This is a genomic window from Wolbachia endosymbiont (group B) of Eupithecia inturbata (assembly GCF_964030915.1).
In the GTDB taxonomy this organism is placed as follows: domain Bacteria; phylum Pseudomonadota; class Alphaproteobacteria; order Rickettsiales; family Anaplasmataceae; genus Wolbachia.
Map to the genome: position 1 here is coordinate 408,373 of NZ_OZ034987.1, position 26,363 is coordinate 434,735.

The 26,363-nt window shown below is 34.9% G+C and carries 21 protein-coding genes, 3 tRNA genes and 7 pseudogenes; 16 read left to right on the forward strand and 15 right to left on the reverse strand.

The features are described 5' to 3' along the window. Window position 1: 1 nt before the first annotated feature. Entirely contained in the window at window positions 2-796 is a 795-nt protein-coding gene (gene dapF / locus ACQH21_RS01965; protein ID WP_010403976.1) for a diaminopimelate epimerase, read from the reverse strand. Between the two features lie 72 nt (window positions 797-868). Here dapF and ACQH21_RS01970 point away from each other — a divergent pair, with 72 nt between their 5' ends. Further along, entirely contained in the window at window positions 869-1,576 is a 708-nt protein-coding gene (locus tag ACQH21_RS01970; protein WP_425384389.1) for a cellulase family glycosylhydrolase, read from the forward strand. 170 nt (window positions 1,577-1,746) lie between these two features. Beyond that, window positions 1,747-2,075: pseudogene (locus ACQH21_RS01975) on the forward strand (IS110 family transposase); the annotation flags it as partial. Between the two features lie 43 nt (window positions 2,076-2,118). Here the strand turns inward: ACQH21_RS01975 and ACQH21_RS01980 are convergent. Beyond that, window positions 2,119-3,272: pseudogene (locus ACQH21_RS01980) on the reverse strand (IS3 family transposase). 81 nt (window positions 3,273-3,353) lie between these two features. Between ACQH21_RS01980 and ACQH21_RS01985 the strand changes: the two are divergent. Beyond that, window positions 3,354-3,782: pseudogene (locus ACQH21_RS01985) on the forward strand (IS110 family transposase); the annotation flags it as partial. A 28-nt stretch (window positions 3,783-3,810) separates the two neighbouring features. On the opposite strand, the pseudogene ACQH21_RS01990 reads toward ACQH21_RS01985, so the two are convergent. Then, window positions 3,811-4,638 (reverse strand): annotated as a pseudogene (locus tag ACQH21_RS01990) (IS630 family transposase). Window positions 4,639-4,754: 116 nt separating this feature from the next. Further along, a complete protein-coding gene (locus ACQH21_RS01995; protein ID WP_010403959.1) occupies window positions 4,755-5,345 on the reverse strand; it encodes a nitroreductase family protein in 591 nt (196 codons plus the stop codon). An 85-nt stretch (window positions 5,346-5,430) separates the two neighbouring features. On the opposite strand from ACQH21_RS01995, the gene ACQH21_RS02000 reads away from it, so the two are divergent. The 6 genes from ACQH21_RS02000 to petA all read left to right on the forward strand — a co-directional run bounded on the left by ACQH21_RS02000 (window position 5,431) and on the right by petA (window position 10,873). Next, complete coding sequence (locus ACQH21_RS02000) at window positions 5,431-5,958, forward strand: biotin transporter BioY (protein WP_425384390.1); 528 nt, start codon at window positions 5,431-5,433, stop codon at window positions 5,956-5,958. Continuing rightward, window positions 5,955-6,353: a DUF1284 domain-containing protein gene (locus ACQH21_RS02005; RefSeq protein ID WP_425384391.1), complete on the forward strand. Its 399-nt coding sequence runs from the start codon at window positions 5,955-5,957 to the stop codon at window positions 6,351-6,353. Before ACQH21_RS02000 ends, ACQH21_RS02005 begins: the two co-directional genes overlap by 4 nt. Before the next feature lie 68 nt (window positions 6,354-6,421). Then, complete coding sequence (locus tag ACQH21_RS02010; RefSeq protein ID WP_264686742.1) at window positions 6,422-7,288, forward strand: tetratricopeptide repeat protein; 867 nt, start codon at window positions 6,422-6,424, stop codon at window positions 7,286-7,288. Window positions 7,289-7,352: 64 nt separating this feature from the next. Continuing rightward, window positions 7,353-7,425, forward strand: a tRNA-Val gene (locus tag ACQH21_RS02015). A 51-nt stretch (window positions 7,426-7,476) separates the two neighbouring features. Then, complete coding sequence (gyrA, locus tag ACQH21_RS02020) at window positions 7,477-10,179, forward strand: DNA topoisomerase (ATP-hydrolyzing) subunit A (protein WP_425384392.1); 2,703 nt, start codon at window positions 7,477-7,479, stop codon at window positions 10,177-10,179. A 94-nt stretch (window positions 10,180-10,273) separates the two neighbouring features. Beyond that, window positions 10,274-10,873, forward strand: a complete 600-nt coding sequence (petA, locus tag ACQH21_RS02025) for a ubiquinol-cytochrome c reductase iron-sulfur subunit (RefSeq protein ID WP_006014178.1) — start codon at window positions 10,274-10,276, stop codon at window positions 10,871-10,873. Window positions 10,874-11,200: 327 nt separating this feature from the next. On the opposite strand, the pseudogene ACQH21_RS02030 reads toward petA, so the two are convergent. Further along, window positions 11,201-12,028: pseudogene (locus ACQH21_RS02030) on the reverse strand (IS630 family transposase). Window positions 12,029-12,146: 118 nt separating this feature from the next. On the opposite strand from ACQH21_RS02030, the gene ACQH21_RS02035 reads away from it, so the two are divergent. Both ACQH21_RS02035 and ACQH21_RS02040 read left to right on the forward strand, forming a co-directional pair. Next, complete coding sequence (locus tag ACQH21_RS02035) at window positions 12,147-12,275, forward strand: hypothetical protein (protein ID WP_264376161.1); 129 nt, start codon at window positions 12,147-12,149, stop codon at window positions 12,273-12,275. Then, window positions 12,250-12,369: a reverse transcriptase N-terminal domain-containing protein gene (locus ACQH21_RS02040; RefSeq protein WP_395461312.1), complete on the forward strand. Its 120-nt coding sequence runs from the start codon at window positions 12,250-12,252 to the stop codon at window positions 12,367-12,369. The genes ACQH21_RS02035 and ACQH21_RS02040 overlap by 26 nt, the downstream gene beginning before the upstream one ends. A 25-nt stretch (window positions 12,370-12,394) precedes the next feature. Here the strand turns inward: ACQH21_RS02040 and ACQH21_RS02045 are convergent. Together ACQH21_RS02045 and ACQH21_RS02050 are read right to left on the reverse strand one after the other, a co-directional pair. Continuing rightward, window positions 12,395-13,223: pseudogene (locus tag ACQH21_RS02045) on the reverse strand (IS630 family transposase). 80 nt (window positions 13,224-13,303) lie between these two features. Beyond that, a pseudogene (locus ACQH21_RS02050) lies at window positions 13,304-13,543 on the reverse strand (transposase); the annotation flags it as partial. A 261-nt stretch (window positions 13,544-13,804) separates the two neighbouring features. Here ACQH21_RS02050 and cutA point away from each other — a divergent pair. The 3 genes from cutA (at window position 13,805) to ACQH21_RS02065 (ending at window position 14,769) form a co-directional block, all read left to right on the forward strand. Further along, window positions 13,805-14,140 (forward strand): divalent-cation tolerance protein CutA, encoded by a 336-nt coding sequence (gene cutA / locus ACQH21_RS02055; protein WP_010402294.1) that lies wholly within the window; start codon window positions 13,805-13,807, stop codon window positions 14,138-14,140. Next, window positions 14,131-14,202: transfer RNA gene (locus ACQH21_RS02060), tRNA-Gln, on the forward strand. The genes cutA and ACQH21_RS02060 overlap by 10 nt, the downstream gene beginning before the upstream one ends. A gap of 204 nt (window positions 14,203-14,406) precedes the next feature. Then, a complete protein-coding gene (locus ACQH21_RS02065) occupies window positions 14,407-14,769 on the forward strand; it encodes a hypothetical protein (RefSeq protein WP_236681805.1) in 363 nt (120 codons plus the stop codon). Here the strand turns inward: ACQH21_RS02065 and ACQH21_RS02070 are convergent. Beyond that, on the reverse strand, window positions 14,766-15,056 hold the full coding sequence (locus ACQH21_RS02070) for a hypothetical protein (RefSeq protein ID WP_007301973.1): 291 nt from the start codon (window positions 15,054-15,056) through the stop codon (window positions 14,766-14,768). The two genes, ACQH21_RS02065 and ACQH21_RS02070, sit on opposite strands and share 4 nt — an antisense overlap. A gap of 440 nt (window positions 15,057-15,496) precedes the next feature. Beyond that, window positions 15,497-16,693, reverse strand: a complete 1,197-nt coding sequence (gene dapE, locus ACQH21_RS02075) for a succinyl-diaminopimelate desuccinylase (RefSeq protein WP_264376163.1) — start codon at window positions 16,691-16,693, stop codon at window positions 15,497-15,499. Between the two features lie 42 nt (window positions 16,694-16,735). On the opposite strand from dapE, the gene ACQH21_RS02080 reads away from it, so the two are divergent. After that, window positions 16,736-18,001 (forward strand): iron-containing alcohol dehydrogenase, encoded by a 1,266-nt coding sequence (locus tag ACQH21_RS02080; protein WP_064085670.1) that lies wholly within the window; start codon window positions 16,736-16,738, stop codon window positions 17,999-18,001. A gap of 554 nt (window positions 18,002-18,555) precedes the next feature. Here the strand turns inward: ACQH21_RS02080 and ACQH21_RS02085 are convergent. From ACQH21_RS02085 to dnaE, 6 genes are all read right to left on the reverse strand, one after another. Beyond that, window positions 18,556-18,627 (reverse strand) — tRNA-Met (locus ACQH21_RS02085). Further along, window positions 18,627-19,919 (reverse strand): adenylosuccinate lyase, encoded by a 1,293-nt coding sequence (purB, locus tag ACQH21_RS02090; RefSeq protein WP_425384393.1) that lies wholly within the window; start codon window positions 19,917-19,919, stop codon window positions 18,627-18,629. Before purB ends, ACQH21_RS02085 begins: the two co-directional genes overlap by 1 nt. A gap of 236 nt (window positions 19,920-20,155) precedes the next feature. Further along, window positions 20,156-20,710, reverse strand: coding sequence for a 50S ribosomal protein L9 (rplI, locus tag ACQH21_RS02095; RefSeq protein WP_425384394.1), 555 nt, complete (start codon window positions 20,708-20,710; stop codon window positions 20,156-20,158). Window positions 20,711-20,713: 3 nt separating this feature from the next. Continuing rightward, window positions 20,714-20,992 carry a 30S ribosomal protein S18 gene (rpsR, locus tag ACQH21_RS02100; RefSeq protein ID WP_010402759.1) on the reverse strand — a complete coding sequence of 93 codons (279 nt, stop codon included), beginning with the start codon at window positions 20,990-20,992 and terminating at the stop codon, window positions 20,714-20,716. Continuing rightward, window positions 20,992-21,765, reverse strand: coding sequence for a 30S ribosomal protein S6 (rpsF, locus tag ACQH21_RS02105; RefSeq protein ID WP_264376165.1), 774 nt, complete (start codon window positions 21,763-21,765; stop codon window positions 20,992-20,994). Before rpsF ends, rpsR begins: the two co-directional genes overlap by 1 nt. A 48-nt stretch (window positions 21,766-21,813) precedes the next feature. Beyond that, the gene (gene dnaE, locus ACQH21_RS02110) at window positions 21,814-25,134 is read right to left on the reverse strand and encodes a DNA polymerase III subunit alpha (protein WP_425384395.1); all 3,321 of its coding nucleotides are present in this window, start codon (window positions 25,132-25,134) and stop codon (window positions 21,814-21,816) included. A gap of 200 nt (window positions 25,135-25,334) precedes the next feature. Between dnaE and ACQH21_RS02115 the strand changes: the two genes are divergently transcribed. After that, entirely contained in the window at window positions 25,335-26,333 is a 999-nt protein-coding gene (locus ACQH21_RS02115; RefSeq protein ID WP_425384396.1) for an ankyrin repeat domain-containing protein, read from the forward strand. The last annotated feature ends 30 nt before the right edge of the window (window positions 26,334-26,363 follow it).

Sequence of the window (26,363 nt, forward strand, 5' to 3'; positions counted from 1 at the left end):
GTCATAAAAACCCTATATCCCCAGTCATCAGTATATTTTTTGACCACTCAATCAGTAACTGACCTCCTGGTAAATGCACTGAAGTTTGTTTAGTAGCCAAACACTTACGAAGTATAGATGCAACAAATGCTGCACAAGCCGCACTACCACATGAAGCAGTAATACCTGTTCCTCTTTCCCAAACTCTTAAGTTTATTTCTCCAGATTTTTCTATTTGTGCAATACTAACATTTGTTTTCTGAGGAAATAATTCGTGATTTTCTAGCTTTGGTCCTAAATTCTGCAATGGTATTTCGCTTATGTTATCAACAAAAAAAACTATATGAGGGTTACCAATATTTACTGCAACTGGCTCTTTCAGCATTTCAAGCTCTATAGGTAGATAAAGGGGATCGCATTCACAAGAAAGAGGAATTTCATTCCATTTAAGCAGTGGTTTACCCATATTGACCTTTATTGATTTATCACCTACTTTAAAACATTCTAAGATACGATTATTTATCAGCTCAATAGTGATATATTCAGTACCTTTTTCTAACATTATCAAATATCCAACACAGCGTGCTGCGTTTCCACACATTTCAGCTCGACTACCGTCAGCATTGTAGATATGCATAAAGCAGTTTGCAGCATTAGACATTGTTATAATTATCACTTGATCACAACTGCCTTGATCAGCAATTTGTCTATAATTCCAGTCTAAATTATTTGCTGAACGTGAGTCTATGATAACAAAACTATTGCCAGTACCATGCATCTTTACAAACGGGATCTTGTCTGTTAGGTTACTTACCATTATAGCAAAATTATATAAGTGAAAATTTTTCTTCTAATTACAGCTGTTTTGTATTCTATAGTTTTCTGTAATGTGAGTGCTAAGTCAATACCGGAGAACAGCAAAATGCTCTTTTGGCAAACTGGAGTTAGAAAGGGAGCAAATGTTTTCAATAGAAAAGTTGATAGTGACTTAATCAAAGCAGCAAAGGAATACAAAATTGGTTTTATTCGTCTTGCTCCTGACAAATTTGAAACTACGCAACGTGACTTCCTCTTAGGCAATGCAGACAATTATCCGGGCCTGATTTCCAAAGACCTGAAAGTTCTGAAAGATGTTTTAGATGCTTTTCATCAACAAAAAATACCAGTAGTGTTAACGATGCTTAGCTTACCTGGATCTAGATGGAAGCAAAATAATAACGATAAAGATGATTTACGTTTATGGTCAGATCAAGCTTTTCAAAAACAAGCAGCAAAATTTTGGCAAGATCTTGCAAGAGAACTTAAGGACCATCCTGCCATTGTTGGATATAATATCTTAAATGAACCACATCCAGAAAGGCTTTATAATACTAACAATTCTGCCATTCATAATGTAGAACAAAGTCGAATTCAGAAAGATTTATTTAGGTTTTATAGCAGCATGGTATATAGCATCCGCCGAATTGACCTAAAAACCCCTATCATACTGGACAGCGCCGGACAGATAAAACCTGTCAAACCAAAAAGAAACTTCCTAGCTGAGTGTATGGCAAATTTTATGTATAATTTTGTAGAGAAGAGCTTTTTGCAGTTATAGCCGAACTGTGCAATGGTGCCTTAAGTGCCCGTAGGACAGCGTGGCTTTGGAGGAACGGTCGAACCACTGATTGAGCCTTTTGGGCTACCTCGATTAGAAGAATGTATAACTCAACCGTCCCAAGCTTAAGCACTTCTCAATTATGGATTATTATATAATGGAGATTAAAAATGGCAAAGTTCAAAAGTAAATTAGAGATCTAATGCAGCAGGAATCGATGTTGGCTCGGCTGTACATTATGTATGTGTACCCGAAGGAAGCGATGAACAACGTATACAAAAATTTAGCTGCTTTACGTAAGATCTCTACAACATAGCAAAATGGTTGAAAAAATGTAAAGTTAATACAGTAGCCATGGAGTCAACAGGAGTGTACTGGATTCCTTTGTTTCAAGTACTTGAATCACACGGATTTGAAGTAAAACTGGTAAACGCAAAACATGTTAAAAATGTACCTGGGAGAAAATCAGATGTGCAAATGGATTCAACAACTACACAGTGACCTTACCCAGAAAAAGTAGACAGAAAGTTAAGACGTTTTTGCTATGAGAATGATGAATCAAAAAGCTCAGGAATGCAATAGTTAATAGTAGAATGTCTACGCTGTTTATTATAAAAAATTTCTATATATTCAAATATTGCGGTTTTAGCTTGTTGTGCAGAGTGTTGTGAAGTATCAATGAGTAACTCTCTCTTAAGTGAACTAAAAAAGCTCTCTGAAACAGCATTATCATAACAACAACCTTTGTGACTCATACTAGAAGTAATATTTTTTGTACTTAGTAAAAATTGATAATTTTTAGAGGTGTATTGCGATCCTTGATCGCTATGAAATAGTAGATTTTTAGCAGATTTGCGCCTACCAATAGCCATGAATAACGCATCTATAACTAATTGCCTATTTACTGCATTACTCATTGACCAGCCAATCACCATGCGTGAATATAAATCTATTATTGCTGCCAAATATAACCATCCTTCATTAGTTTTTATGTACGTAATATCAGTTACCCATATCTTGTTAGGTTGATCAGCGATGAAATTCTGATTTAATATGTTAGGAGTTATAACTCTATTGTCTATTTGTGGTTTTTTACTTTTAAACTTTCGTCTAAGCTTAGCTTGAATGCCATTTTTCTGCATAACATTTTGCACTGTTTTGATGTTATAATTTTTACCTAAAGCCTTTAATTCAGCGTGAATTTTAGGAGCTCCGTATCTGCATTGTGATGCTCGATATACCTTCTGAATATCTTGTATGAGCTCTTCTCTTATTGATTTTTTGTTGTTTTTTTCCTTAGTAATCCATTTATAATAACCACAAGCAGATACGTTCAAAAATCTGCATAATTCCCGTATTTTATAGCAGTTTTCATGTTCTTTTATAAAAGAATATTTTACTCTTTTTGGTTTGCAAAATATCCCAGGGCTTTTTTTAAAATGTCTCTTTCCCTCGTTACTCTTGCCAGCTCTTTCTTTAAATCAAACTTTTCTTTGTCACAATGAGCTACTTTCCCTTTTCCTGGAAACGCATCTACTCCAGACATTCTATCATTGTATGTTTTTACCCATCTGCTTAATGAATCACCGCTAATACCCAAATCTCTTGCTATTTTTGCTGATGATTGACCTGTTTCTTTTACTAGTCTTATAGCTTCAATTTTGAATTCTGCTGTATATTCTTTTCTTTTTGTCATACCACACCTCTTTGAAAAAACGTTTTATTTTACTTCAAAAACGTCTTAACTTTCTGTCTACTTTTTCTGGGTAAGGTCACGCTAACACAAATGAATATTCAACTACATAAAGTTATAAGCGATACAACTGGTGTAACTGGAATGCAAATTATTAAAGCAATAATAGATGGTGAGAATAATCCTGAAAAATTGGCTGAACTAAGAGATGGACGAATAAAAAGTGATAAATCTGTTATTGCAAAAGCATTAGCAGGAAACTATAGAAAAGAACACCTATTTACATTAAAGCAAGAATTTGAGCTATATAATATTTATCAGGAAAAAGTAGCAGAATGTGACAGGAGCATTTAAGAATATTATAAAACATTTGAGATAAAGTCTGATGAGAGTAAAAAGTTAGGTGAAGAGAAAAATAAGCACAGAAAAAGTAAACCAAACTTTGCTTTGCATGAAGAATTATATCGAGTAACTGGTATAGATTTTACCAAAATTCCTGGATTGGATATACTATAGCTCTTTTCATAATAGTCCGAAAAGCTTATAGAAAAGCGGAATCAACAGCATGACGAAAAGATGTGAATAGAGGGATGTTTTTCCTAGCTCTGTTTTTTATAGCAAACCAATGATGCTCAATTTTGTTAAAATCGGGAGAATAAGGCGGTAGATATAAAATTTCTGCGCCAACTCCTTTAGCAAATCTTATTAGACTTATGAAAAGTAGCATTATCAAGGATAACAGTTTGTCCAGGTTTCAAAATCGGTGTCAGAAACTGCTCAAACCATTTATTAAAGATATCCATATTACAGTGGCCTTCAAATGTTAACGGAACAACTATTTTTCTGCCGTTTAAGGCTGCAATCATACTGATTTGTTGAATTTTTTTACCAGATTTTAGAGCATAAAACCTCTGTCCCTTCTGGCAATATCCATAACTCGGTGTTATCAATGCCAGACTCATCTATATAAACTAAGTTTTGAGGTTCTTTTGTTGCTATAATTTTCAAAAATTCAGCGCGTTTTTCTTCGTTTCTTTCTTTGTATCCATATGTCTTTTTTTGCGTGTGAGTCCAATTTTTTTAAGAGCTCGATGGATCGTTGGGATACTAACATTGCTCCAAAGCTTAGCCATTTCCGATACCACCATATTTTTTAGCAAATTCAGTAAATTTATTCCAGTCAGTAATTTTGTGATTATAACCTCCATTTCCAAGTTTTTTTGACTGAAAATCTCCTGTTTCTTTTCTTCTTTGCTGCCACTCCCATAACGTAGTTCTTCCAATTTTAAATCTTGCTGCCACCGTTTCCCTGCTTTCTCCTTCTTCTAGTGCTTCCATTGCTTTTTTTATAACTATATGCTGCTGGCATCCTTACCTTCACTACTATAAAACCTTATTTTACCTCGTTTGGACTATTATGAAAAGAGCTATACTTACCAGATAATCCTATTTTTAAGGTATTGAGAGAGGGGTGGTCAAAGTAAGTTAACTAGTTTTTGGCCACTCATCATAAAAAAATATTTCTTCTATTGGTCTTCTTTTCTTCTTACTTGTTTCAGCGCCATCTTCTTCGTAACCAACCGCTATCACTGACATTACATTAAAATCATCGGATATGTTGAATTTTTCTACTATTTTATCTCTATCAAATCCACCCATTTGATGAGCCATTAAGTTCATAGCTGCAGCCTGTAGCATAAGTGCATAATTTGCTGCACCAGTATCGTGATTAGCCCAAAAATTTTCACCTTTGTCAGATTTACGGAAATTCTTAGCGCTTAGAGATATAATTAGTATTTGTGCATCTTTTGCCCACTTTTGATTAGATTCATCAAGGCAATTTAGCAGCTTTTCCCATGCGCTTTGATTGTTCTGTTTGTTGCATATTACGTATCTCCAGGGTTCATCACCAAAACATGAGGGAGTCAGCCTTACAGCTTCCATTAAAATATCCATGTCTTCCTGAGATATTGCTCTTGTAGGATCGTATGAACGTCCGCTGTGTCTTGCTTTCATCAACGATAATAGATCTTGTTTACTCATCATTTTTAATTTAATAGTGCATAAATAATTCATTGTAGCACAATATGAGCAAAATTTAAATTGCAAAACCTCTCATACACATATATGACATTTAATAAGTTATTTTTATTGGGAAAGTATGTTTATAACACAATCTAGCAGCAGATCAACACTGGCTGAAATATTGTCTTGCGTTTTACTTTTATTCTTGATGGCTCAAATAAGCATACCATTGCAGCCTGTGCCTATCACATTGCAAACTTTAGGAGTAATGCTTATTGGGCTTAAATTTAACCGCAGAACAGCATTCTATTCTGTGCTTACATATCTATCACTTGGTGCAGCAGGATTGCCTGTTTTTGCGAATTTTTCTGGTGGTTATCACATTTTTTTCGGGCCAACAGGTGGATATTTGATTGGCTGTTTAGTTGCTGTTGTAGTAATGAGCAGAGTAAATGAATTACTGAACTCTAAATATAAATCATTTATGTGTAATTCTTTAAGTTGTCTGGCGGGTACAGTCGTAATCTTTATTTGTGGTATTAGTTGGCTTACTATTTACGTGGGTCTGAAACAAGCAATAATGGTAGGTGTTTTACCATTCATCCTTCCTGGTTTGGTAAAAATTTTTCTACTTGTAGCAGCTTTGCAGTATTTGAAAAAGTGATAAGGTTTCGTCCTCATCATTTTATGTGCACTCTTGCATTTCAAGGGTATGGATATTCTCAGAGCTTTGTAGAAAATTACAAAAAGATAGCAAGTAAAGTAATTAGTGATCCTAATACTAAAATCGAAGTAGTTGATAATCTTGACACTATTTGTAGTGTTTGCCCAAACCAGACTAAACAAGGTAAATGTACCACACAAGCTAAAGTTTTAGAGCTAGATAGAAGGCATATGGAAATTTTAGGAATAAAAATTGGCGAGATTTTGACCTGGAGTAAAGCAGTAAAAAGAATTAGAAAGAAAATGTCTTTAGAGAAATTTGACTACGCATGTGAGGAGTGTAATTGGCAACCATATGGAATGTGTAGAAGTGCTTTTTTAACTCATTCTAAATAGTATCTGCCAATTAATAATATCTTTATTATTATATTAGATAAGTAATTTAGCATTTATGAATTTGTAATGTGTTGCGTATAGTTCAAAGAAATAAGATTTACTGGTTACGCGCTGCAGCCAATGCCACAACACTAGGATCTATGTTTGTCTGCATGTTAATTTGCGTTGTGATTTTATGGAGGTCTTCTGTTACCTATGCTAGTGAAAATTTGGAGATACAGAAGGTCTTTGATAGTGTTGTCAAGCATATAAAAGCTGATAAAAAATATAAAGATCTTGATGTTCTCGAGAGAAAAAGTGACAAATTTAATATCAAAATTTCGCAGAATTCTGGCAAGAATTTTGACATATACTCTATTTTAAAAAAAGCAAAAGATTCCTTTGAGTTAGGAGATAGTGAAACAGCTACTTCTCTCCTCAATCAGATTATCGCAAGATTTCCTTATCATGAAAGTGCTTTAATTGGACTAGGGAATATCTATTACGCTAACAAAGAATTTAAAAAAGCTGTAGAGATTTACACAAGACTGTTAAAAGAATATCCTAGCAACCCTTATGTATTAAAGAATTTTCTGACGATAATCTCACAATATGATCCTAATTTAGCATTGAGTGAAATGTTGAAATTGTATGATACACTCAGAAATAGCGCCCCTTTATCAGCAAATTTAGGTTTGATCTATATGAAAAAAGGGGATTACGTAAAAGCTAAAGAATATATGAAAGCAGCAATTTCTTTAGATCAAAACAATATTTTTTATACCTATAATTTAGCTGTTATTCTAGATAAGCTCTCAGATTTTAAAAATGCCACAGCATGTTATTCAAAGTTGTTGAACATGTCAAAAAATGCAAGTGAAAGAATACCTTTATACAAGGTAGCAGCAAGGCTAAAATTTATACAACTCCATAGTGCGCACCCAGCGATTCCATAAGAGTTGCTTGTATCGCTATTTTTGTTTACAACAACAACATTGAACTATAGAATTATATCTAGAGGGGCAATTAGCTCAGCTGGTAGAGCATCTCGTTTACACCGAGGAGGTCGGCAGTTCAAGTCTGTCATTGCCCATTAGCCTAGTTGAATATTAATATTACAATTATTTCAATCAAAGTATAGAAAATGCAAGACAACATAGTACCAGTTTCAATAGTGAAAGAGCTAGAGGATTCTTATCTCTCCTACGCAATGAGTGTGATCATAAGTCGAGCTATACCTGATGTGCGAGATGGATTTAAACCTGTTCATAGGCGCATATTATACGCAATGTCGAGGGCTGGGTTCGATGCCGGTAAACCGTATAAAAAAGCAGCTCGTATAGTCGGGGATGTAATGGGAAAATATCACCCACATGGTGACATGGCTATCTATGACTCCTTGGTCAGGATGGCTCAAGATTTTTCTCTTCTTTTACCACTTATTGATGGGCAAGGTAACTTTGGTTCGATAGATGGAGATCCGCCAGCTTCAATGCGATATACAGAAGCAAGGCTCCACAGAGTGTCGCATTTTTTACTAAATGATATTGACGAAGATACAGTTGATTTTAGGCCAAACTATGATGGAAATGAAACAGAGCCTGTTGTACTGCCTGCAGAATTTCCGAATCTATTGGTAAATGGTGCAAGCGGTGTTGCGGTTGGTATGGCAACCAATATTCCTTCTCACAACCTTGGAGAAATAATAGATGCTTGTATGTTATATATAGATAATCCTGAAGTTACTTTGGATGAGTTACTTGAAGTGATGCCAGGACCGGATTTCCCAACTGGGGGAACGATTCTTGGAAGGTCTGGAATAAGATCAGCATTTGCAACGGGTCGTGGATCAATTGTTGTGCAAGGCAAGACTCACATGGAAGAACTGTCACAAGATAGGCAAGCAATAGTGATTGATGAAATACCTTACCAGGTAAATAAAGTAAAATTAATTGAGAAGATAGGTGAGCTTGTAAAAGAAAAAAGAATTGATGGCATAACAGAAATTAGGGATGAATCTGATAAGTCTGGTATTAGGGTAGTAATTGACCTCAGAAGAAATGCTGAAGCAAGTTTTATACTTAATCAAATATTGGGACTAACTCCACTAAGAAGTAGTTTTAGTGTTAACACTTTAGTCCTCAACAACAACAGGCCTGCTTTGATGTCGTTGAAAGAAATTATAGCTGCTTTTATTGATTTTAGAAAAGAAGTATTAATCAGGAGAACAGAGTTTCGTCTAAGAAAAACGAGGGAAAAAGCTCATATATATATAGGGCTCTACATTGCGGTCTTGAGCATAGATGAAGTGATAAAAATCATCCGTGGTGCAAAAGATCCTGCGGAAGCAAGTAGAGAACTTTTAAATAAAGAATGGAAAACTTCAGCTGAGATAAACACAATTATTGGATTAATCTCAGACAGCACAAGCTTTTTGAAAGACGGAGTGTATAGATTAACTGAGCTGCAAACGAAAGCTATTCTTGACATGAAATTGCAACGTTTAACAGGCCTTGAAAAAGACAAATTAGAAGCTGAGCTAAGTTCAATGATCAACCTGATAAAAGAATATATCGCTTTTCTTGGCTCAGGAGAGAAGTTGATGAAAGAAATAAAAAACAATCTACAAGAAATAAAGAACAGATTTACTGTGCCGCGAAAAACTTCAATAGAGGAATCAGATACGGACATTGAAGCTGAAGATCTAATTCCACAAGAGGATATGGTGATAACCGTAACTATGAATGGTTATATCAAGCGTGTGAAGCTTTCTCATTATAGAACTCAGCGTCGTGGTGGAAAAGGAAAGCTAGGACAAGGATTAAAAGAAGAGGATGTAACCACAAAATTATTTGTTGGGAATACCCACACTAGCCTTTTATTCTTTTCTAATATTGGCCGAGTTTATAGATTAAAAGTTTATAAGTTACCTATTGCAGAGCCAACTGCACGTGGAAGAGCACTTGTTAATATATTCCCGCTTAGCGATGGTGAAACTATAACTAATATAATGCCATTACCAAGTGAAAATGACGAAAATCAAAACATAGTTTTTGCTACTGCTCATGGGAACATAAGGCGCAACTCTTTAGCAGATTTTCACTATATTCCAAGCAATGGAAAAATAGCAATCAAGCTCGATGAAGGAGATAAGTTAATATCAGTTAAAGTATGCAATGAAATTGATCATGTTTTTCTTTCAACAAGATTCGGCAAAAGTATCAGATTTGTTGTAAGTGATGTGCGTCAATTTAAAAGTCGCAATTCAGATGGCGTAAGAGGTATCAAACTTGCAAAGAATGACAGCGTGATATCTATGACCATATTAAATGGGATAGGTGTAGCAACAGAAACAAAAGAACTTTACTTAAAAGTTCCACTTGCAAAAAGACTGGGGGCTGCAATTAATAACTCCATTGATTCTAAATTGGAAAAGACTTTGAATGATTTAGGAATAGATAACAAACTGTTCTTAAAACTTGCAATGAATGAGGAGTTCATATTAACTATTACTGAAAATGGCTTTGGTAAAAGAACTTCTGCGTACGAGTATAGGGTAACAAATAGAGGTGGTGTTGGTATTACAAATATCCTTACTACCGACAGAAACGGTAATGTTGTTGCTAGCTTTCCAGTTGAACAGGGTGATAATATCATGCTTATTACAGATAAAGGAAAGTTAATTCGTATTTCAGTAAATGATATCAGAATTGCAGGACGTAGCACTCAAGGAGTCACTCTGTTTAAAACAGAGTGTAGAGAAAAGGTGGTGTCAGTAGCGAAAATTGAGGATCCCGATTCCACTGAAGATAGTATTTCCGAAATTGACAACTCTGCTTCTTCTTAACTGTATAGCAAAGGTTAAACAAATAGTGCAAATTTCTATTGATTAATCTATAATATTTAAATTAAAATATATGTCTATGTTCAAGTAGAGATTGATGGATAAGAAGTTAACTAAAAATAAAAAATCATTGACGAATGAGAAGAATAAAAAAACATCTCTTGTTAAAGATTTTGCCAAAAATAAGAGTAGAAGAGATTTTATCACATTAACTACGTGTGCCATGGCAGGTATAGGAGCTGCAAGCGGTCTTTGGCCATTGGTTAAGTCTATGAATCCTTCTGCTGAGGTTTTAGCGATGTCTACGGTTGAGGTTAATCTATCTGATATTCAAGAAGGACAAGGAAAAAAGGTAAAATGGCAAGGTAAGCCAGTATTTATCCGCAAGCGCACAAAACAAGAGATTGAGGCTGCAAGAGCCATAAATGCAGAAAATTTGAGAGATCCTGAATCAGATGAAAAAAGAGTATACAAAGGAAAAGATGAATGGTTAATTATGATTGGAATATGCACCCATCTTGGATGTGTACCAGTTGATCACGCTACAAAAGACGGCAACGGTTGGTTCTGCCCTTGTCACGGTTCATATTATGACACATCAGGCCGAGTAATTGGCGGTCCTGCACCAAAGAACATGGCTATACCTGACTACTTTTTTCCAAGTGAAAATATTGTAGTAATTGGCAAGAAGGCTTAACGGATTTTCATAATTAAAGTAATAAAAGTATATTGCATTTCAAGAAGCACACTGACTTCATAGGCAAAGCTCTTGAAGTCTATCAAGCTAATTTTATACTATGCACATATTCGGATGATAATTAAGAAACTTGCCTGCCAAATTTTCAGAGTTGACAGCTAAATTTAAAACTTGTTCCTTTGCGTCAGAAAAATTCTGACTAACTTGCTTAAAGTTATTTTCTAACTCTTCGAGGATGGAGCTGAAATTAAAAAAACTTTTCTGCATTTTATCAAGATTTTGAGTTATATAGCTTAATATAGCTCTTTTCATAATAGTCCGAAAAGCTTATAGAAAAGCGGAATCAACAGCATGACGAAAAGATGTGAATAGAGGGATGTTTTTCCTAGCTCTGTTTTTTATAGCAAACCAATGATGCTCAATTTTGTTAAAATCGGGAGAATAAGGCGGTAGATATAAAATTTCTGCGCCAACTCCTTTAGCAAATCTTATTAGACTTATGAAAAGTAGCATTATCAAGGATAACAGTTTGTCCAGGTTTCAAAATCGGTGTCAGAAACTGCTCAAACCATTTATTAAAGATATCCATATTACAGTGGCCTTCAAATGTTAACGGAACAACTATTTTTCTGCCGTTTAAGGCTGCAATCATACTGATTTGTTGAATTTTTTTACCAGATTTTAGAGCATAAAACCTCTGTCCCTTCTGGCAATATCCATAACTCGGTGTTATCAATGCCAGACTCATCTATATAAACTAAGTTTTGAGGTTCTTTTGTTGCTATAATTTTCAAAAATTCAGCGCGTTTTTCTTCGTTTCTTTCTTTGTATCCATATGTCTTTTTTTGCGTGTGAGTCCAATTTTTTTAAGAGCTCGATGGATCGTTGGGATACTAACATTGCTCCAAAGCTTAGCCATTTCCGATACCACCATATTTTTTAGCAAATTCAGTAAATTTATTCCAGTCAGTAATTTTGTGATTATAACCTCCATTTCCAAGTTTTTTTGACTGAAAATCTCCTGTTTCTTTTCTTCTTTGCTGCCACTCCCATAACGTAGTTCTTCCAATTTTAAATCTTGCTGCCACCGTTTCCCTGCTTTCTCCTTCTTCTAGTGCTTCCATTGCTTTTTTTATAACTATATGCTGCTGGCATCCTTACCTTCACTACTATAAAACCTTATTTTACCTCGTTTGGACTATTATGAAAAGAGCTATAACTAAGAAGGTGGCCCACTAAATGCTTCTATGTGGAGGGATTGTTTAAGAAGCTAATGCCTAAAGTAATATTTGGGATATGCAGACGTAAACACTTTAATTTGGAAGGTAAAGTTGTGAATAGTAGTGAATATGTTATGAGCCAACAAAATGTTAAGTATGAATGGAATTTGGCGCAAGCTTGAGAAATCTTCATTTAAGCTACAAAAACGAATTTACCGAGCTTCACAATGTAATGATATCAAGAAGATGCATAATCTTCAGAGGTTATTACTATAGCCCTTCCCATAATAGTCCAAAAAGGTCATAAGAAAGAAGAATCAACAGCATGACGAAAAGATGTGAATAGAGGGATGTTTTTCCTAGCTCTGTTTTTTATAGCAAACCAATAATGTTCAATTTTGTTAAAATCTGGAGAATATGGAGGAAGATATAAAATTTCTGCACCAACTCCTTTAGCAAATCTTATTAGACTTATGAAAAGTAGCATTATCAAGGATAACAGTTTGTCCAGGTTCCAAAATCGGTGTCAGAAACTGCTCAAACCATTTATTAAAGATATCCATATTGCAGTGGCCTTCAAAGGTTAACGGAGCAATTATTTTTCTTCCACTTAAGGCTGCAACCATGCTAATTCGTTGAGTTTTCTTCCCAGATTTTAGGGCATAAAACCGCTGTCCTTTCTGGCAATAACCATAGGTTCAGTGTTATCAATGCCAGACTCATCTATATACACTAATTCTTTAGGTTCTTTTGTTGCTATAACCTTTGAAAATTGAGCTCGCTTTTCTTCATTTCTTTCTTTATATCCGTAGGTCTTTTTTTTCTTGTGAATCCTATATTTTTAAGTGCTCGATGAATTGTTTGTCTACTAATATTGCCCCAGCATCTCTGACTGAGTTTTGCCACCTTGCTCATTTGCAAATTCGGCAAATGCATTCCAGTCGGTAATTTTATGCCACGCTTCCAGGCTTTTTTGACTGAAAATCTCCCGTTTTCTCACGTCTTTTCTTCCACTCATATAAAGTTGTTTTTCCGATCTTAAATCTCTTGGCAACAGTTTCTCCACTCTCTCCTTCATCCAATGCTTCCATTACCTTTTTTCTTAAGTCATAACTATTTGCTACTGGCATCCTTACCTTCCACTACTATCAATCCATATCTTACTCTTTTTGGACTATTATGAGAAGGGCTATACTGACAAAATTCATTTTTGTTGCAAATACCCTTTTATAAACCCGACTGTTTGTCTTAAACCAATTCTAAAGAAACTGACGATTATATGCACTAAAATCACAACTTTATCACTATAAATATAGTTGCCACCCTGCATTTTTGGACAATTCTCGTACCAATTTTCTATGGCGTCATTGATATAACAAAAAATGCTTCCTCTTTCTTGGAGAAATTTGTTATATTCATGGCAGTTACTGACTCTCATTTTTTGTGGCATATTTTTTCTTCAACAGTTAAATGGCTATTTATAATGAATTTTGTCAGTAACTGCCAGTTCTTTTCACTTGAGCGATGCAACAAAGCCATCCCAGTGTCACGCACTGGGATGACAAGAGGAGAACTACTGGGATGACAAGGGGAGAGCTACTAAATGACATCTTCAATTTCTGTGTGTCAAGCACTGAAGAGGTCTCTCCTATTTTCTCTTGATGAATAAATCTAAGTAGAGTATAGTAAAAATGCATTTATGTAGCGGTTAATGAGCAATTTAGTTTTAGTCTATATAACTTTTTCAAACTTGAAAGAGGCTAAGGCTATTTCTGAAGAATTGTTAAACGAGAAGTTAATTGTGTGTGTAAATATATTTCCTGAAGTAAATTCTCTGTATTTATGGGAAGGTAAAATTAATAGTAATTGTGAAGTGGTGACAATTATGAAGAGTAGGAATGATCAGGCTGATAAGATTGTAGAAAAAATCGAGGCAATGCATTCTTATGATCAACCAGCCGTTGTGATAATACCCATAGGAAAAGCGAATAAATCTTTTACTAATTGGGTTAATAATGTTATTGATATAAACAATATTGGGGTGTAGCCAAGTGGTAAGGCAGCGGTTTTTGATACCGTCACGCGAAGGTTCGAATCCTTCCACCCCAGCTTTATTAAAGTGTGCGTGAAATGATATCACTTTTTTATAAATTAAGGTTATTTAATTATATACTGGGCAGCTTGAAAGATATAGTTGTCAAGCTATTTCTTTTCACTCTGTATCTTTATACATCGAGCATTATGCTTATGTTTCTCACCAATGGTTTTTGGTATACTGTAGAGTTTAGCTCTTTCAAAAATGCATTTTACCATTTGTATCAATATTTAAAATGGTATTATGAAAATAGAGATGATTTGGGTTATGGAGTTTCTATTAGAATATTAGTAGCGTTTCTTACTCCGCATTTTCTCTACAAATTATTTTCTGGCACAGGCTGGAAGTCTTTTTTCAAGGAGAAGATAGTTCAGATACTCAGCACAAGAAGAAAAATGAGTAATAAACCAAATGGCAGTAGTTATGGTTATAGTAATAAGAACAGTTACGGTAACAATAATCTTCAAGAGGCAGAACGGAAAGTGAATATGATAAAGCAGCTATTAATCCAAGATATAGATGAAGCTATAGAAAAAAGATTAAATGATATTTTTCTTGGTGAGAGGGGTAAACCTCATTAAAAGGGCTTTATCTTTTTTAGAATTGGCTGTATTTTGTTTTTTACGTATAACGGATCGCAATCAGCCAGTATACATGTTTCAACAAAATCTTGACTGAAGTCTGATAGCCAGGAAATTGCTTTACGTTTCTCTACCAAGCTTTCTGTTTTTTTACAGTTACTTGCTGCATCAATCATTGCCTGTGATATCACTGATTGCCACAGTATGCAGTACCTTTGTATATCATCTAAAGTGCTATTTGCTTCGTGATGGTGAAAAAATTCTTTGAAATTGAAGTTATTTGACATTATGTACCTCTTTAAGTTGAAAATTAGAATTTGAAGTAGTGCGAAAGTTGTCTGCTGCAATGAGTAGCCTTTATGACAGTCAGACCGGGTTTTATGTGAGCTATAAATGTTTAAGAAATTATATCTATTCAGATCTATGTGAAACCAGTGCTTCTTTTCTTGTTATCCGAGCTGGGATCCAGGTTGACAAAAGCGCTTTACAACGTTTTGTGTACAAAACACCAGTGTTGCATGACACTATTTGTTCTTATACCCTTTTTGTCTATCTTATTTTGTCACTCTGCTGAACAGATAATTTTCGCCAATAAGCTTTTTACTGAGTTTTTGTTATTGAGCTTGCACAGATCAAAGACAAGTTTTGAGTCAAAAATACCCTTAATATTATAATAAGGGGCTGGTAAAATGTGTCTAGTAAGTTTTCTTCTCTATGCAACTGCACCTCAAGCTAATAATGGACCATCAGGCGTATTACCAATTACATTGATCTGGTTTAATATTTTATTAGTGGGGTAAAAATAATTTTTTATAAACTCCTTATATATAGCTGTTAATTTATGTATATCGTCTATTGATACGCATTCATTTACCTGATGTGCGGTTTTGTTGATCATACCAAATTCAATTACTGGACAAATATCCTTAATAAACGCAGCATCAGATGTGCCACCACTTGTGCTCAGCACAGCATCAATACCGGTAATTTTATTTATCGCATCAAGCATAATATCAGTATTTCTGTCAGGATTAGAGAGAAAAACGTCCCTGCTGTTCTGCATAGAAAGTTTATAATCGTTAGTCACATTGGTGCATATTGCATCAATCATCTTATATAAAACGTCTGGTGTTTGTGTATTGTTATATCGAACATTAAAACCTGCTGCTATTGAACTAGGTATTAGATTATTAGTATTATTTCCAACGTCGATAGTAGTAATTTCGCAATGTGAAGGCTGAAAGTATTTATTACCAGTATCAAAAGTGGTATCTTTTATCTTACTTAGTATCGATACCATTTTATATATTGGATTATCTGCTAGATCTGGGTAGGCAACGTGCCCTTGTTTACCATGGCAAATCAATTTAAATGTTGCAGAACCTCTTCTACCTATTTTTATGGTATCACCTAATTTCTCACTACTCGTTGGTTCTCCAACTATACAAAAATCTATCTTTTTTTGCTTACTTTTCATCCATTCCAAAACTTCCTTTGTTCCATGTTCTTCCGCGCTTTCTTCAGCACTGGTAATCAATGCACTGATTGAACCACTGAATCGAAACTTACCTGCAACTGAATCTACCATAGCAGCAATAAATGCGGCTATTCCACTTTTCATATCAGCTGCTCCTCTTCCATATAGCATTCCATCTCTAATTTCTGGCTTAAATGGATCAGATATCCAATCTTTTAACTCACCTGGTGGTACAACATCAACATGTCCAGCAAAACACAAGTTTGGTACTCCATTTATATATTTCGCATAAAGATTTTTAACTTTATCACCAAACTCTAAAATCTCACATTCAAAACCACTTTTCTTGAGAATGGCTGCTATATGCTCTATTGCCCCATCGTCTTTTGGTGTTATACTTTTAAAAGAAATTAATTTCTTAGTTAGTTCTACAGGGTCAATCTTCATATCAATCTTGAAATACTAACATTACCGTATTGTAAACATTCTATGCGATATTTAAAACAAATATTACAGCACACAGAACAAGTTCTTATTAGGGAAGTAACAGTACTTGCTGATAATATCTATGAAATATGTAGACAATATGGAAATGACATTTTTCTGATTGCAGATGAAAATACAGCAAAACTTTTAAACAAAAACATACTTAATAAAGTTTCTCATTTAATTATTCCAGCCACACCTGTCATTCCAGCGCGTGACTATGATGGATCGCAGTGTCACGCTACTTGGATGACACCAAATAGACTGAACAGAGCTGCTTCTCTCCAAGCTGTAAACCTAGTTAGAAATAAAGCAAAAGATAGTGACTTAATGGTTGCATTTGGCAGTGGCACTGTTAATGATATCTGTAAGTACGCAAGCTATTTAGAAGGCAAAGACTACATATCCTTTCCAACAGCTGCTTCCATGAATGGATATAGCTCTGCAAACGCTTCAATATTAGTTGATGGATATAAAAAATCGTTCGGAGCACATCTTCCAAAGGCAATATACATTGATACCGATATAATTGCCAACGCACCACCACGCCTCACATTAAGTGGATTTGCAGATTTCATCTGCCGTTCAACAGTACAAGCCGATTGGCTATTATCTCATCTATTACTTGGCACAGAATATAATGAACTCCCCTTTAAACTTGTTCGCAATCTGGAGGAAATTTTGCTCAGAGAACACTTGGCACTTGCTAAAAAAGATAAAAGAGTAGTTTTATTACTTATGGAAGCCTTATTGATTTCAGGACTCGGAATGGTGATGTCAAAAGGCAGTTACTCTGCAAGTCAAGGAGAACATATGATAGCTCATGCAATTGAGATGGTAACACAGGATTATTCCTCCTCGTTACATGGGGAAAAAATTGCTGTGACAACGATTACCATGGCTAACTTGCAAGAGGAGATATTGTCGATACGAAACCCGATTACCAAACCGATCACTTTAGATGTAAAACATATAACTCAGTGCTTTGGTAATACCGAATTTATAAAAATTCTAAAGCAGAAGCAAATGATGCAGCAAAAAATTCAAGAGATTATTTGCAAAGAATGGAGTAATATTTCTAGTTTAATTAAGCAAAATTTACTATCTGCAAAACACCTGCAGAAAGTATTTGAAGATCTATCAATTCCGTACTTACCGGAGCATCTTAATTGGAACAAAGAGCAATATTGCAAGGTAGTCAATCTTACATTTGCAACAAGAGATAGATTCACCTTTCTTGACCTGGCTGGTTGTATAGAAAAAAGTTAGATTTTGTGTATTCGTTCAGTAGGGTAGCAAAATAAGATAGACAAAAACACAGTAACAAATGGTGTCATGCAAGTAGCTATCCAGCCTTTCTTAACAACAAAAACTTAGCATGACTTTTGTGCTCAAAAAACTTCTGGATTCCAGCATCAAGTGCTGGAATGACATGGTAAAATATTATTCAAGTAGCCTCTGTCCCAGTACCTATTCGGTGTCATTCAAGTCAACTCTTTTCTTGTTATCCCAGTGCCTAGACACTGGGATCCAGAAAACTTCACTTTAAATGAGTGCATTAGATTGTCTTTATATAGATGCCAGTGTCAGCTACTCGGATGAAATTCATTTAGTTGTCTTTTCTCATCTACCTTACCACTTTCTTGAACGGATACCATTAGCCATTCCCCTGAATAGATACAACAAATGTTGTATCTTTATCACTTCACATACATTATTCCATATACTATATGAACAACTGAAAAAAAACTTCAGTTAATTGACAATGAATCACGTTATTTTGTCAAGTGCGCTGCTATCGCCAAACCATAGCTTAGCTTGAGTGGCTGAGGAGGGATTTGAACCCCCGACCAAGAGATTATGATCCTCCTGCTCTACCACTGAGCTACTCAGCCTAATTAAAAACCTTGCTATATATGTAATCTATATGCTTCATATAATACTTCAAATCAAACAAAGACTCAAGTTTTTCAGAGTCAATAATTCCATGCAAGGATTTATCTTGTTTCAATTCGAACAGAAAATCACTGTTATCTTGCTTTACTTTCATTGCATTATTCTGAACAATTTTATATGCCTCTTCCCTCGCCAAACCACTATTTACCAACTCGAGTAATACTCGTTGTGAAAAAACCAAGCCTTTTGAAGAATTTAAGTTCTTTTCAATGTTTTCCTTATTGATCACCAATTTATCTATCAAATCTGTTAATCTTACTAAAGCAAAATCCATTGCTATACAAGCATCAGGAGCAATGCATCTTTCCACAGACGAGTGCGATATATCTCGTTCGTGCCATAATGCAACATTTTCTAATGCAGGAAAAACATAGCTGCGTATTAAGCGTGAGAGCCCAGTCAAATTCTCACTTAAAATAGGATTACACTTATGCGGCATAGCAGAACTTCCCTTCTGACCAGTGGAAAAATACTCAGAAATTTCTCCAACTTCAGTTCTTTGCAAGTGACGTATTTCAACGGCAATATTCTCTATTGAACTTGCAATCACTCCTAAAACTGAAAAGAATATTGCGTGTCTATCACGAGGAATGACTTGAGACGATATGGTTTCAGGTATAAGTCCCATTTCTTTCGCTACATACTCTTCAACAAACGGATCAACATTTGAAAAATTACCTACTGCACCTGATATTTTACAAATCGAGATCTCTGTTTTCGCGCTAATTAATCTCTGATAATTGCGTTTAAATTCAGCATAAAATCTAGCAAATTTTAATCCAAGAGTTGTTGATTCTGCATGCATTCCATGACTGCGCCCAACACAAACAATATTTTTATAGTCCTCAGCCTTTTTTTTCAGTGCTGCAAGTATATTTTTTAAATTTTCGAGCAAAATATCACATGATTCCTTTAACTGAACCGCAAGGCATGTATCTAAAACGTCAGAACTTGTCATTCCATAATGAAGATAACGAACATCAACTCCCGCTTCTTCAGCAACATATGTTAAAAAAGCTATAACATCATGTTTTACAATGGATTCAATTTCGTTAATACGTTCAATATCAAATTCAATAACATCAGAGAGCTTCTGAGCAACACTATTTGGAATCACTCCTAACTCTGCTTGAGCTTCACACGCTAATTTTTCTATTTTGAGCCATATATTAAACTTATTTTTTTCTTCCCAAATGGAAGACATTTCTTTGCGGCTATAGCGTGGGATCATTTTTGATTTATTCCAATAATGGTGTCATTCCAGTGCATGACACTGGAATCCAGATATAAAAGTATTTGCAAATTATTCAATGGACAACGGATTCTAGAAGCATAAAATAATGTCCATGATGAAATAAACTGGATCCCAGTGTCACGCACTGGGATGACATGAGGGGAGCACTGGGATGATACCAGCTTAGCAATGGAAGACATTTCTTTACGACTATAACAAGGGATCATCTTTGATCAGCTATCATCACCATCAGTAGCTTCTTTACTCGCATCTTGCTCTGCCTCTTGTTGCTCAGATTTCTGATTTTGCAACTTTACTTGCCTCAATTCATGTGCATCTTTTTCAGATCTTACAACGTATATAGTAATTTGAACTATCACTTTACTATGTAATTCTATATTTACTTGATACTCGCCCAAATTTTTGATACTTATTCCACCAAAAGATAAACTATGATGACTTATATCATATCCTTCTTGTAATAAAGTTTTTGCAATTTCACGTGTGGTTACAGAGCCAAAAATCTTTCCATTCTCTGAAGCTTGCTTTATTAATATAATAAATTTATCATGCAGTGATGATGCAAGCACTTTTGCTGCATTTAATTTTTTGATATTTTCTTCTTCCAATAATAAACGCTGTTCCTCTAACTTTATTAAATTTTCCTTAGTGGCTTTCATCGCCTTTTTTTGTGGAAAAAGAAAATTACGTGCATAACCTGGCTTAACTTTGACAACTTCACCAAGCTTACCTAAAGTTGTTATATTTTCCTTTAAAATTATTAACATAAATTACCTAACTTTTTTAGTACAGTAAGGAGCAAGAGCTAAAAAGCGTGCTCTTATAATTGCTAAGCGCAACTTTCTTTGTTTTCTTGCGCACACACCTGTTAACCTTCTAGGTAATATTCTACCATAGTCAGAGGTGAATTTAGACAATAAATCTATATTCTTATAGTCTATGTCCTCATCTTTAGATGCAGTAAGAGGACAGACCTTAGGACGCCTAAAGCCAGTTCTGTTATTTACAGACACGTAAGAATTATTAAAACTATTTCGTCTTTTCATCATTATGCACTTTTCTCCTCAATTTGTTTATCCAGCATGTAAGATTTACCTTTAAAAAACTCATTAACCCGTACAGACAAGTGGCGAATAATATTCTCATTCAGTTTTACTCTACGCTCAAATTCATCCATAATGCTTGAAGTAAAACTTATACACATCATACAGTAATGACCACTTTTCATCTTATTTATTGGGTATGCAAAATCCAATAGACCCCAATATTCATATTTTATCAATCCTGAAGCTTCAATATTTTTCAAAAGCACTTCCAGCGTTTTACTCAATTGATTTGAATCTACTATTTTAAAACTTTTTAAAACCTCTTGAAGGGGCTTTATTAGATGTTGTGAAATATTTTCCTTAAAAGCATTTACTACATTATAGATAAATGCACTTTTAGTGTTAGCTCCTGGAAGGTCCATAAAATTTTGTTTTATTCCCGTATCACTTAGTTCATTTTTCAATTCTTTATCGATTCTTGACTTTATTTCTTTTAAATTTGAAAAATCTTCTTCCAATTCAACCCATAAAATTTTTGTCAGAGTTTCAAAAAAATCAGAGTAAACAATCAGACTTTTTTTAATGCTTTCAGTACTTGCCTCTAGCTCTTGTTTTGTAACTGTGCTATGTTCTCTTTCTATGAGACCTTTAACCTCCTGAGAAATAACATCTGCTTTAATATTTTTCAACAAAATAGCCAATTCTTGGACCATTTCTTCTACTTCTTGCTGCAATAAGTTCGGTTGTGCTATAAAAGTAAATTCATAGAGATTCACTATATCTTCCTTTAATATCAATTAAACACTTTATTATATAAAACTTTTTTATATAAGCAAGTTATTTGTATTAATTTCTACGCCTTCAATCCAACTTAAGTGAGATATTTCATAAATAGCTTGGGGGGTGATTGAATATGTACCTGGCAACAAGATGCTGACTTTATGTTTTTTGAGAAGAAACTTTAGCATTATTTTGGTTTTGCCTCCATTTTTCAACACTGAATTCAACTCCTCAGCAACTTTTTGCGAGTCTGCACATACAGCAGTTAAAACTAATCCTTTCATTAGAGAAGTAACCTTTTCTGTAAATTCAGATATGTCCTTTCCTGATAGTCTCGTTGTGTTTTCTGAAATTTCAAGATCAATTATCACAAATGCTCCAGGTGAAAATAGATTCCTTTTTTCTTCTATTATTTCATTATTGTAGAATGCTATTTCAGAAACATTGTGGGGATCAGAAAGTGTTAGGATAACAAATCTTCCACGTTCTGAGGTTCTCATACGCACATTTAATATTACACCAGCAGTTTTTATCGTCTTACTCTCTCCGATAAACCCAATATTTAATTTTTTCAAGAGAGTTCTAAACTTTTCAAGTGGATGATTAGTTAAGTAAAATCCCAATGAAAATAACTCATGCTCTAATTTTTCCTCTTCATTAAAATCTTCCACGTTCTCAAGTTTTGGCTTCAGAATATCAAGATTACCAAATAAAGCAGCTTGATTTGACTGCCTATTTTTATTTGCAAAGTAAATCAATGTGTCTATTGACTCGTATAACTGCTTTCTATTTTTGTGCACACTATCGAAAGCTCCAGATTTAATTAAGCTTTCTAGCGCCCTCTTATTTATCATATGACCAGAATTTTGAATAAATTCCCATATGTCCTTATAAGGTGCATTTACTATTCCTTCTGCTGTAGCAAAACCAACATTACGCAAAGCAGCAATTCCGTAGCGTATGTGCTCACCCTCTATTGAAAATTCAGCCTTAGATTTGCTGATATCAGGCGAAAGAACAGCAACTCCACTGAATTTTGCAGCATGATAAAACAAATTCAGTTTGTCTCTATCATCAATGTTGAGATTCATCAAGGCCGTAAAAAATTCTAGCGGGTAGTTAGCCTTAAGGTAAGCTGTTTGGTAAGATATAATCGCATATGCTGCAGCGTGGGATTTATTAAATCCATAACCAGCAAATTTTGCAACAAGATCAAAAATATAACTTGCCCTGTCGTAATCAACACCGTTTTTTGTTGCTCCTTGAACAAAAAGTTCACGTTGTTTATCCATCTCTGCCTTAATTTTCTTACCCATGGCACGTCTGAGTAAATCCGCCTCTGCTAAGCTATATCCAGAGAGAATACGCGCTATTTCCATTACCTGTTCTTGGTAGATTATTACTCCGAATGTTTCTTTTAACACCTCCTCAAGCAATGGATGAATGTAATCTGGCTTTTCAAGTCCATGCTTTCTTGCAACATAAGTTGGAATGTTATCCATAGGCCCTGGGCGATAAAGAGAAATTAAAGCGATGATATCTTCAATGCAGTCTGGCTTTAGTTTGATTAAAGCTTCTCTCATTCCCGAACTTTCAAGCTGAAACACTCCGATTGAATCACCTCTTGAGAGCATTTCATAGGTTCTTTGATCAATCAAAGAAACCGAGGAAATATCAAATTTTTTTTCATCACGATTAATTAAACGACATACATGATCTATTAGTGTTAGCGTACCAAGTCCAAGAAAATCAAATTTTATTAACCCAGCTTTCTCTACATATTTCATGCTGTATTGAGTGATTGGCAGAGCCGAATTTGGATCATAATAGACGGGAACAAAATTTTCTAATTTTTGATCGCATATTACAATTCCAGCAGCATGAGTTGAAACGTGACGATATATTCCTTCGAGCTTTAGTGATATATCAAGAAGCTTTGCAATTACCTCATCACTATCTTGTTCTTTCTGTAGGTTTTGATCAAGCTCTATCGCTTGCGATAAAGTTACAGGATTTACTGGATTAAATGGAACCATTTTAGATATTTTATCCACTTGAGAGTAAGGCATTTGCAATACTCTACCAACATCACGCAATACTGCCCTTGCTTGCAATTTTCCAAAAGTGATTATTTGAGCAACATAACCGTACTTTTTCTGAACATAATCAATAACCAGGTCCCTTTTCTCTTGGCAGAAATCGATATCAAAGTCAGGCATCGATACACGATCAGGATTTAAAAATCTTTCAAAGATCAGACCAAACTTTATTGGATCAAGATCTGTAATTTGTAAGCTCCAAGCAACAATCGATCCAGCACCAGAACCTCTTCCCGGTCCAACTGGAATGCCATTTGCTTTGCTCCAACGAATGAAATCAGAAACTATCAAAAAGTAGCCAGCGTAGTTCATCGAAGTTATTACGCTTAGTTCGTAATTCAGCCGATCGTAGTATTGTTTAAGGTCTATGTCCGTTTCATTTGCAATGCGGAATTCTAATCCTGCAACTGCCTGCTCCCTCAGTTCTTCATTCTCAGTTTTATTTTCTCGACAAGGAAATTTAGGCAAGATAGGCTGCCTGCTTCTTGGCATGTAAGAGCACCGCTTAGCTATCACTGAAGTGTTATGAATTGCTTCGGGAATGTCGCTGAACAGTTCCTCCATTTCTGCCACAGATTTGAAGTAATGCTCGGTAGTTAACTTCTTTCTGTTATTCTCCAGGGCATAACTGCCCTCTGATATGCACGTTAATATGTCATAAGCCTCATAGTCAGACTTATTTGGAAAAAACACATCATTCGTTGCAACTAGTGGTATATTGCGCTGATAAGCAAAATCTATTAAAGCTTCTTCAAGCTCTAGCTCTTTATTCAGCCCATGACGCTGCAATTCAACATATAAATGACCATCGAATGCTGAGAGCAGTCTTTTTATCGTTTCTTTATCTTGCTTCAATAACAGTTGAGCCAATATGCCGTCATATCCACCAGTTAAGGCGATTAGGCCTGAACTTAAATTTAATAGCTCATCAAAATCAACGTAAGGAATATCGCTGTTATTCTTGCACTTTTTAAAAGACTCACTCACCAAGGTGACTAAATTAGTGTACCCTTGTTCATTTTTTGCAAGTAGCAGTATTGATAAATTTTGTTCTAAGTGTCGAACGATAATATTGCATCCTATTATTAGCTGTATTCCCCTACTTGCTGCATATTCTGCAAATTCAAGTGAGCCAAATAAGTTACCTGAGTCAGTAACTGCAACTGCCGGCATTTTGTTCTGCAAACAAAGACCAATCAGCTCCTCAATTTTAACCGAACTCTCAAGCAGAGAATAAACGCTATGAACACGCAAGTGTATGAACATAAAAAACTTTAGATTAGCAATAAAAGGATAACATTAATTTGCTCGTAGGGATATGAAAAGGTCTAACACTGAAATAACACCAAAGAGGCTATTTGAATCTAATTTACTATTCACAATCCCGGTTATTAGCTTGTTTTAATTGACTTTTTATCATAATCATGTAATAATTAAACATATCGTTTAATATTGAAGGTAAAATCATGACAGGAGAATATGAATTACTGAAAAAAGTACTGAGGACGATTGAGGTTAAGGAAGGCTTAAATAAAGATAATATAAAAGATAATATAATTGAGGAAATACAAGAAGAACTAAAGAAACAGGATCAAGGTCTATATCAAGAGTGGGAGAAAGATGAATTTGATGTAAATGATGCATTTGATATTCTCCTACGCAGAAATCAGAAGTTATTAATTATAGCTGCTCAGAATGGTTACACAAAGACAGTAGGGGTTTTACTCGAAGCAGGAGCAGATGTTAATGCGAAAGATATGTTGAATCGCACTGTTTTGCACTATGCTGCTTTGTGTGGTCGCAAAGAGATAGTAGAGTTTTTAATCTCAAAAGAAGCAGATGTTAATGCGAAAGATATGTTGAATCGCACTGCTTTGCACCATGCTGCTTTGTATGGTCGCAAAGAGGTAGTAGAGTTTTTAATCTCAAAAGGAGCAGATGTTAATGTGAAAGATAGTTCGAATCGCACTGCTTTGCACTATGCTGCTTTGTATGGTCACAAAAAGATAACAGAGTTTTTTTTCGGAAGAGGAGTAGATTTTGGTTTAAAAGAACCTCTTTTTTTACATAATGATGCTAAGAATGGTCGCGTAGGTATAGTAGGGATTTTATTACAAGAAGGAACAAATGTTAATGCAGTAGATTTATATGGAAAGACTCCTTTAGATTATGCTAAGAATCAAGACTTAGTAAAAGCTCTATTAGACGCAGGAGGACGTTCTTTTGTGGAAGAACATAATAATAAGGCAATGATTGTGAAAGCACGTAATAAATCAATGATTGCCGGTGGAGTAACTACATTATTAGGCACTGCCATAGCAGTGGCACTTTTTACAACTGGAACAATTACAGCTCAGTTGATACCTATAGTTATAGCAGTGGTTGCAGTTACAGCAGCAGCACTGGTAGTTGGTTGTGCTACATATGAATTACTAAAACCCCAGTTGCGGATTAGAAATCAGTGAAAAAGCCAGGAAAATAGGGTAACCTCGGAA

Bases quoted from the DNA above. Each gene is read 5' to 3' on its own strand.
- ACQH21_RS01995 (WP_010403959.1), bottom strand. From the start codon at position 5,345: ATGAATTATTTATGCACTATTAAATTAAAAATGATGAGTAAACAAGAT.
- ACQH21_RS02035 (WP_264376161.1), top strand. From the start codon at position 12,147: ATGCCTAAAGTAATATTTGGGATATGCAGACGTAAACACTTTAATTTG.
- ACQH21_RS02070 (WP_007301973.1), bottom strand. From the start codon at position 15,056: ATGTCAAATAACTTCAATTTCAAAGAATTTTTTCACCATCACGAAGCA.
- ACQH21_RS02040 (WP_395461312.1), top strand. From the start codon at position 12,250: ATGAATGGAATTTGGCGCAAGCTTGAGAAATCTTCATTTAAGCTACAA.
- ACQH21_RS02080 (WP_064085670.1), top strand. From the start codon at position 16,736: ATGCGATATTTAAAACAAATATTACAGCACACAGAACAAGTTCTTATT.
- dnaE (WP_425384395.1), bottom strand. From the start codon at position 25,134: ATGTTCATACACTTGCGTGTTCATAGCGTTTATTCTCTGCTTGAGAGT.
- rpsR (WP_010402759.1), bottom strand. From the start codon at position 20,992: ATGATGAAAAGACGAAATAGTTTTAATAATTCTTACGTGTCTGTAAAT.
- petA (WP_006014178.1), top strand. From the start codon at position 10,274: ATGGATAAGAAGTTAACTAAAAATAAAAAATCATTGACGAATGAGAAG.
- cutA (WP_010402294.1), top strand. From the start codon at position 13,805: ATGAGCAATTTAGTTTTAGTCTATATAACTTTTTCAAACTTGAAAGAG.
- ACQH21_RS02115 (WP_425384396.1), top strand. From the start codon at position 25,335: ATGACAGGAGAATATGAATTACTGAAAAAAGTACTGAGGACGATTGAG.
- dapF (WP_010403976.1), bottom strand. From the start codon at position 796: ATGGTAAGTAACCTAACAGACAAGATCCCGTTTGTAAAGATGCATGGT.
- gyrA (WP_425384392.1), top strand. From the start codon at position 7,477: ATGCAAGACAACATAGTACCAGTTTCAATAGTGAAAGAGCTAGAGGAT.
- ACQH21_RS02000 (WP_425384390.1), top strand. From the start codon at position 5,431: ATGTTTATAACACAATCTAGCAGCAGATCAACACTGGCTGAAATATTG.
- dapE (WP_264376163.1), bottom strand. From the start codon at position 16,693: ATGAAGATTGACCCTGTAGAACTAACTAAGAAATTAATTTCTTTTAAA.
- rplI (WP_425384394.1), bottom strand. From the start codon at position 20,710: ATGTTAATAATTTTAAAGGAAAATATAACAACTTTAGGTAAGCTTGGT.
- purB (WP_425384393.1), bottom strand. From the start codon at position 19,919: ATGATCCCACGCTATAGCCGCAAAGAAATGTCTTCCATTTGGGAAGAA.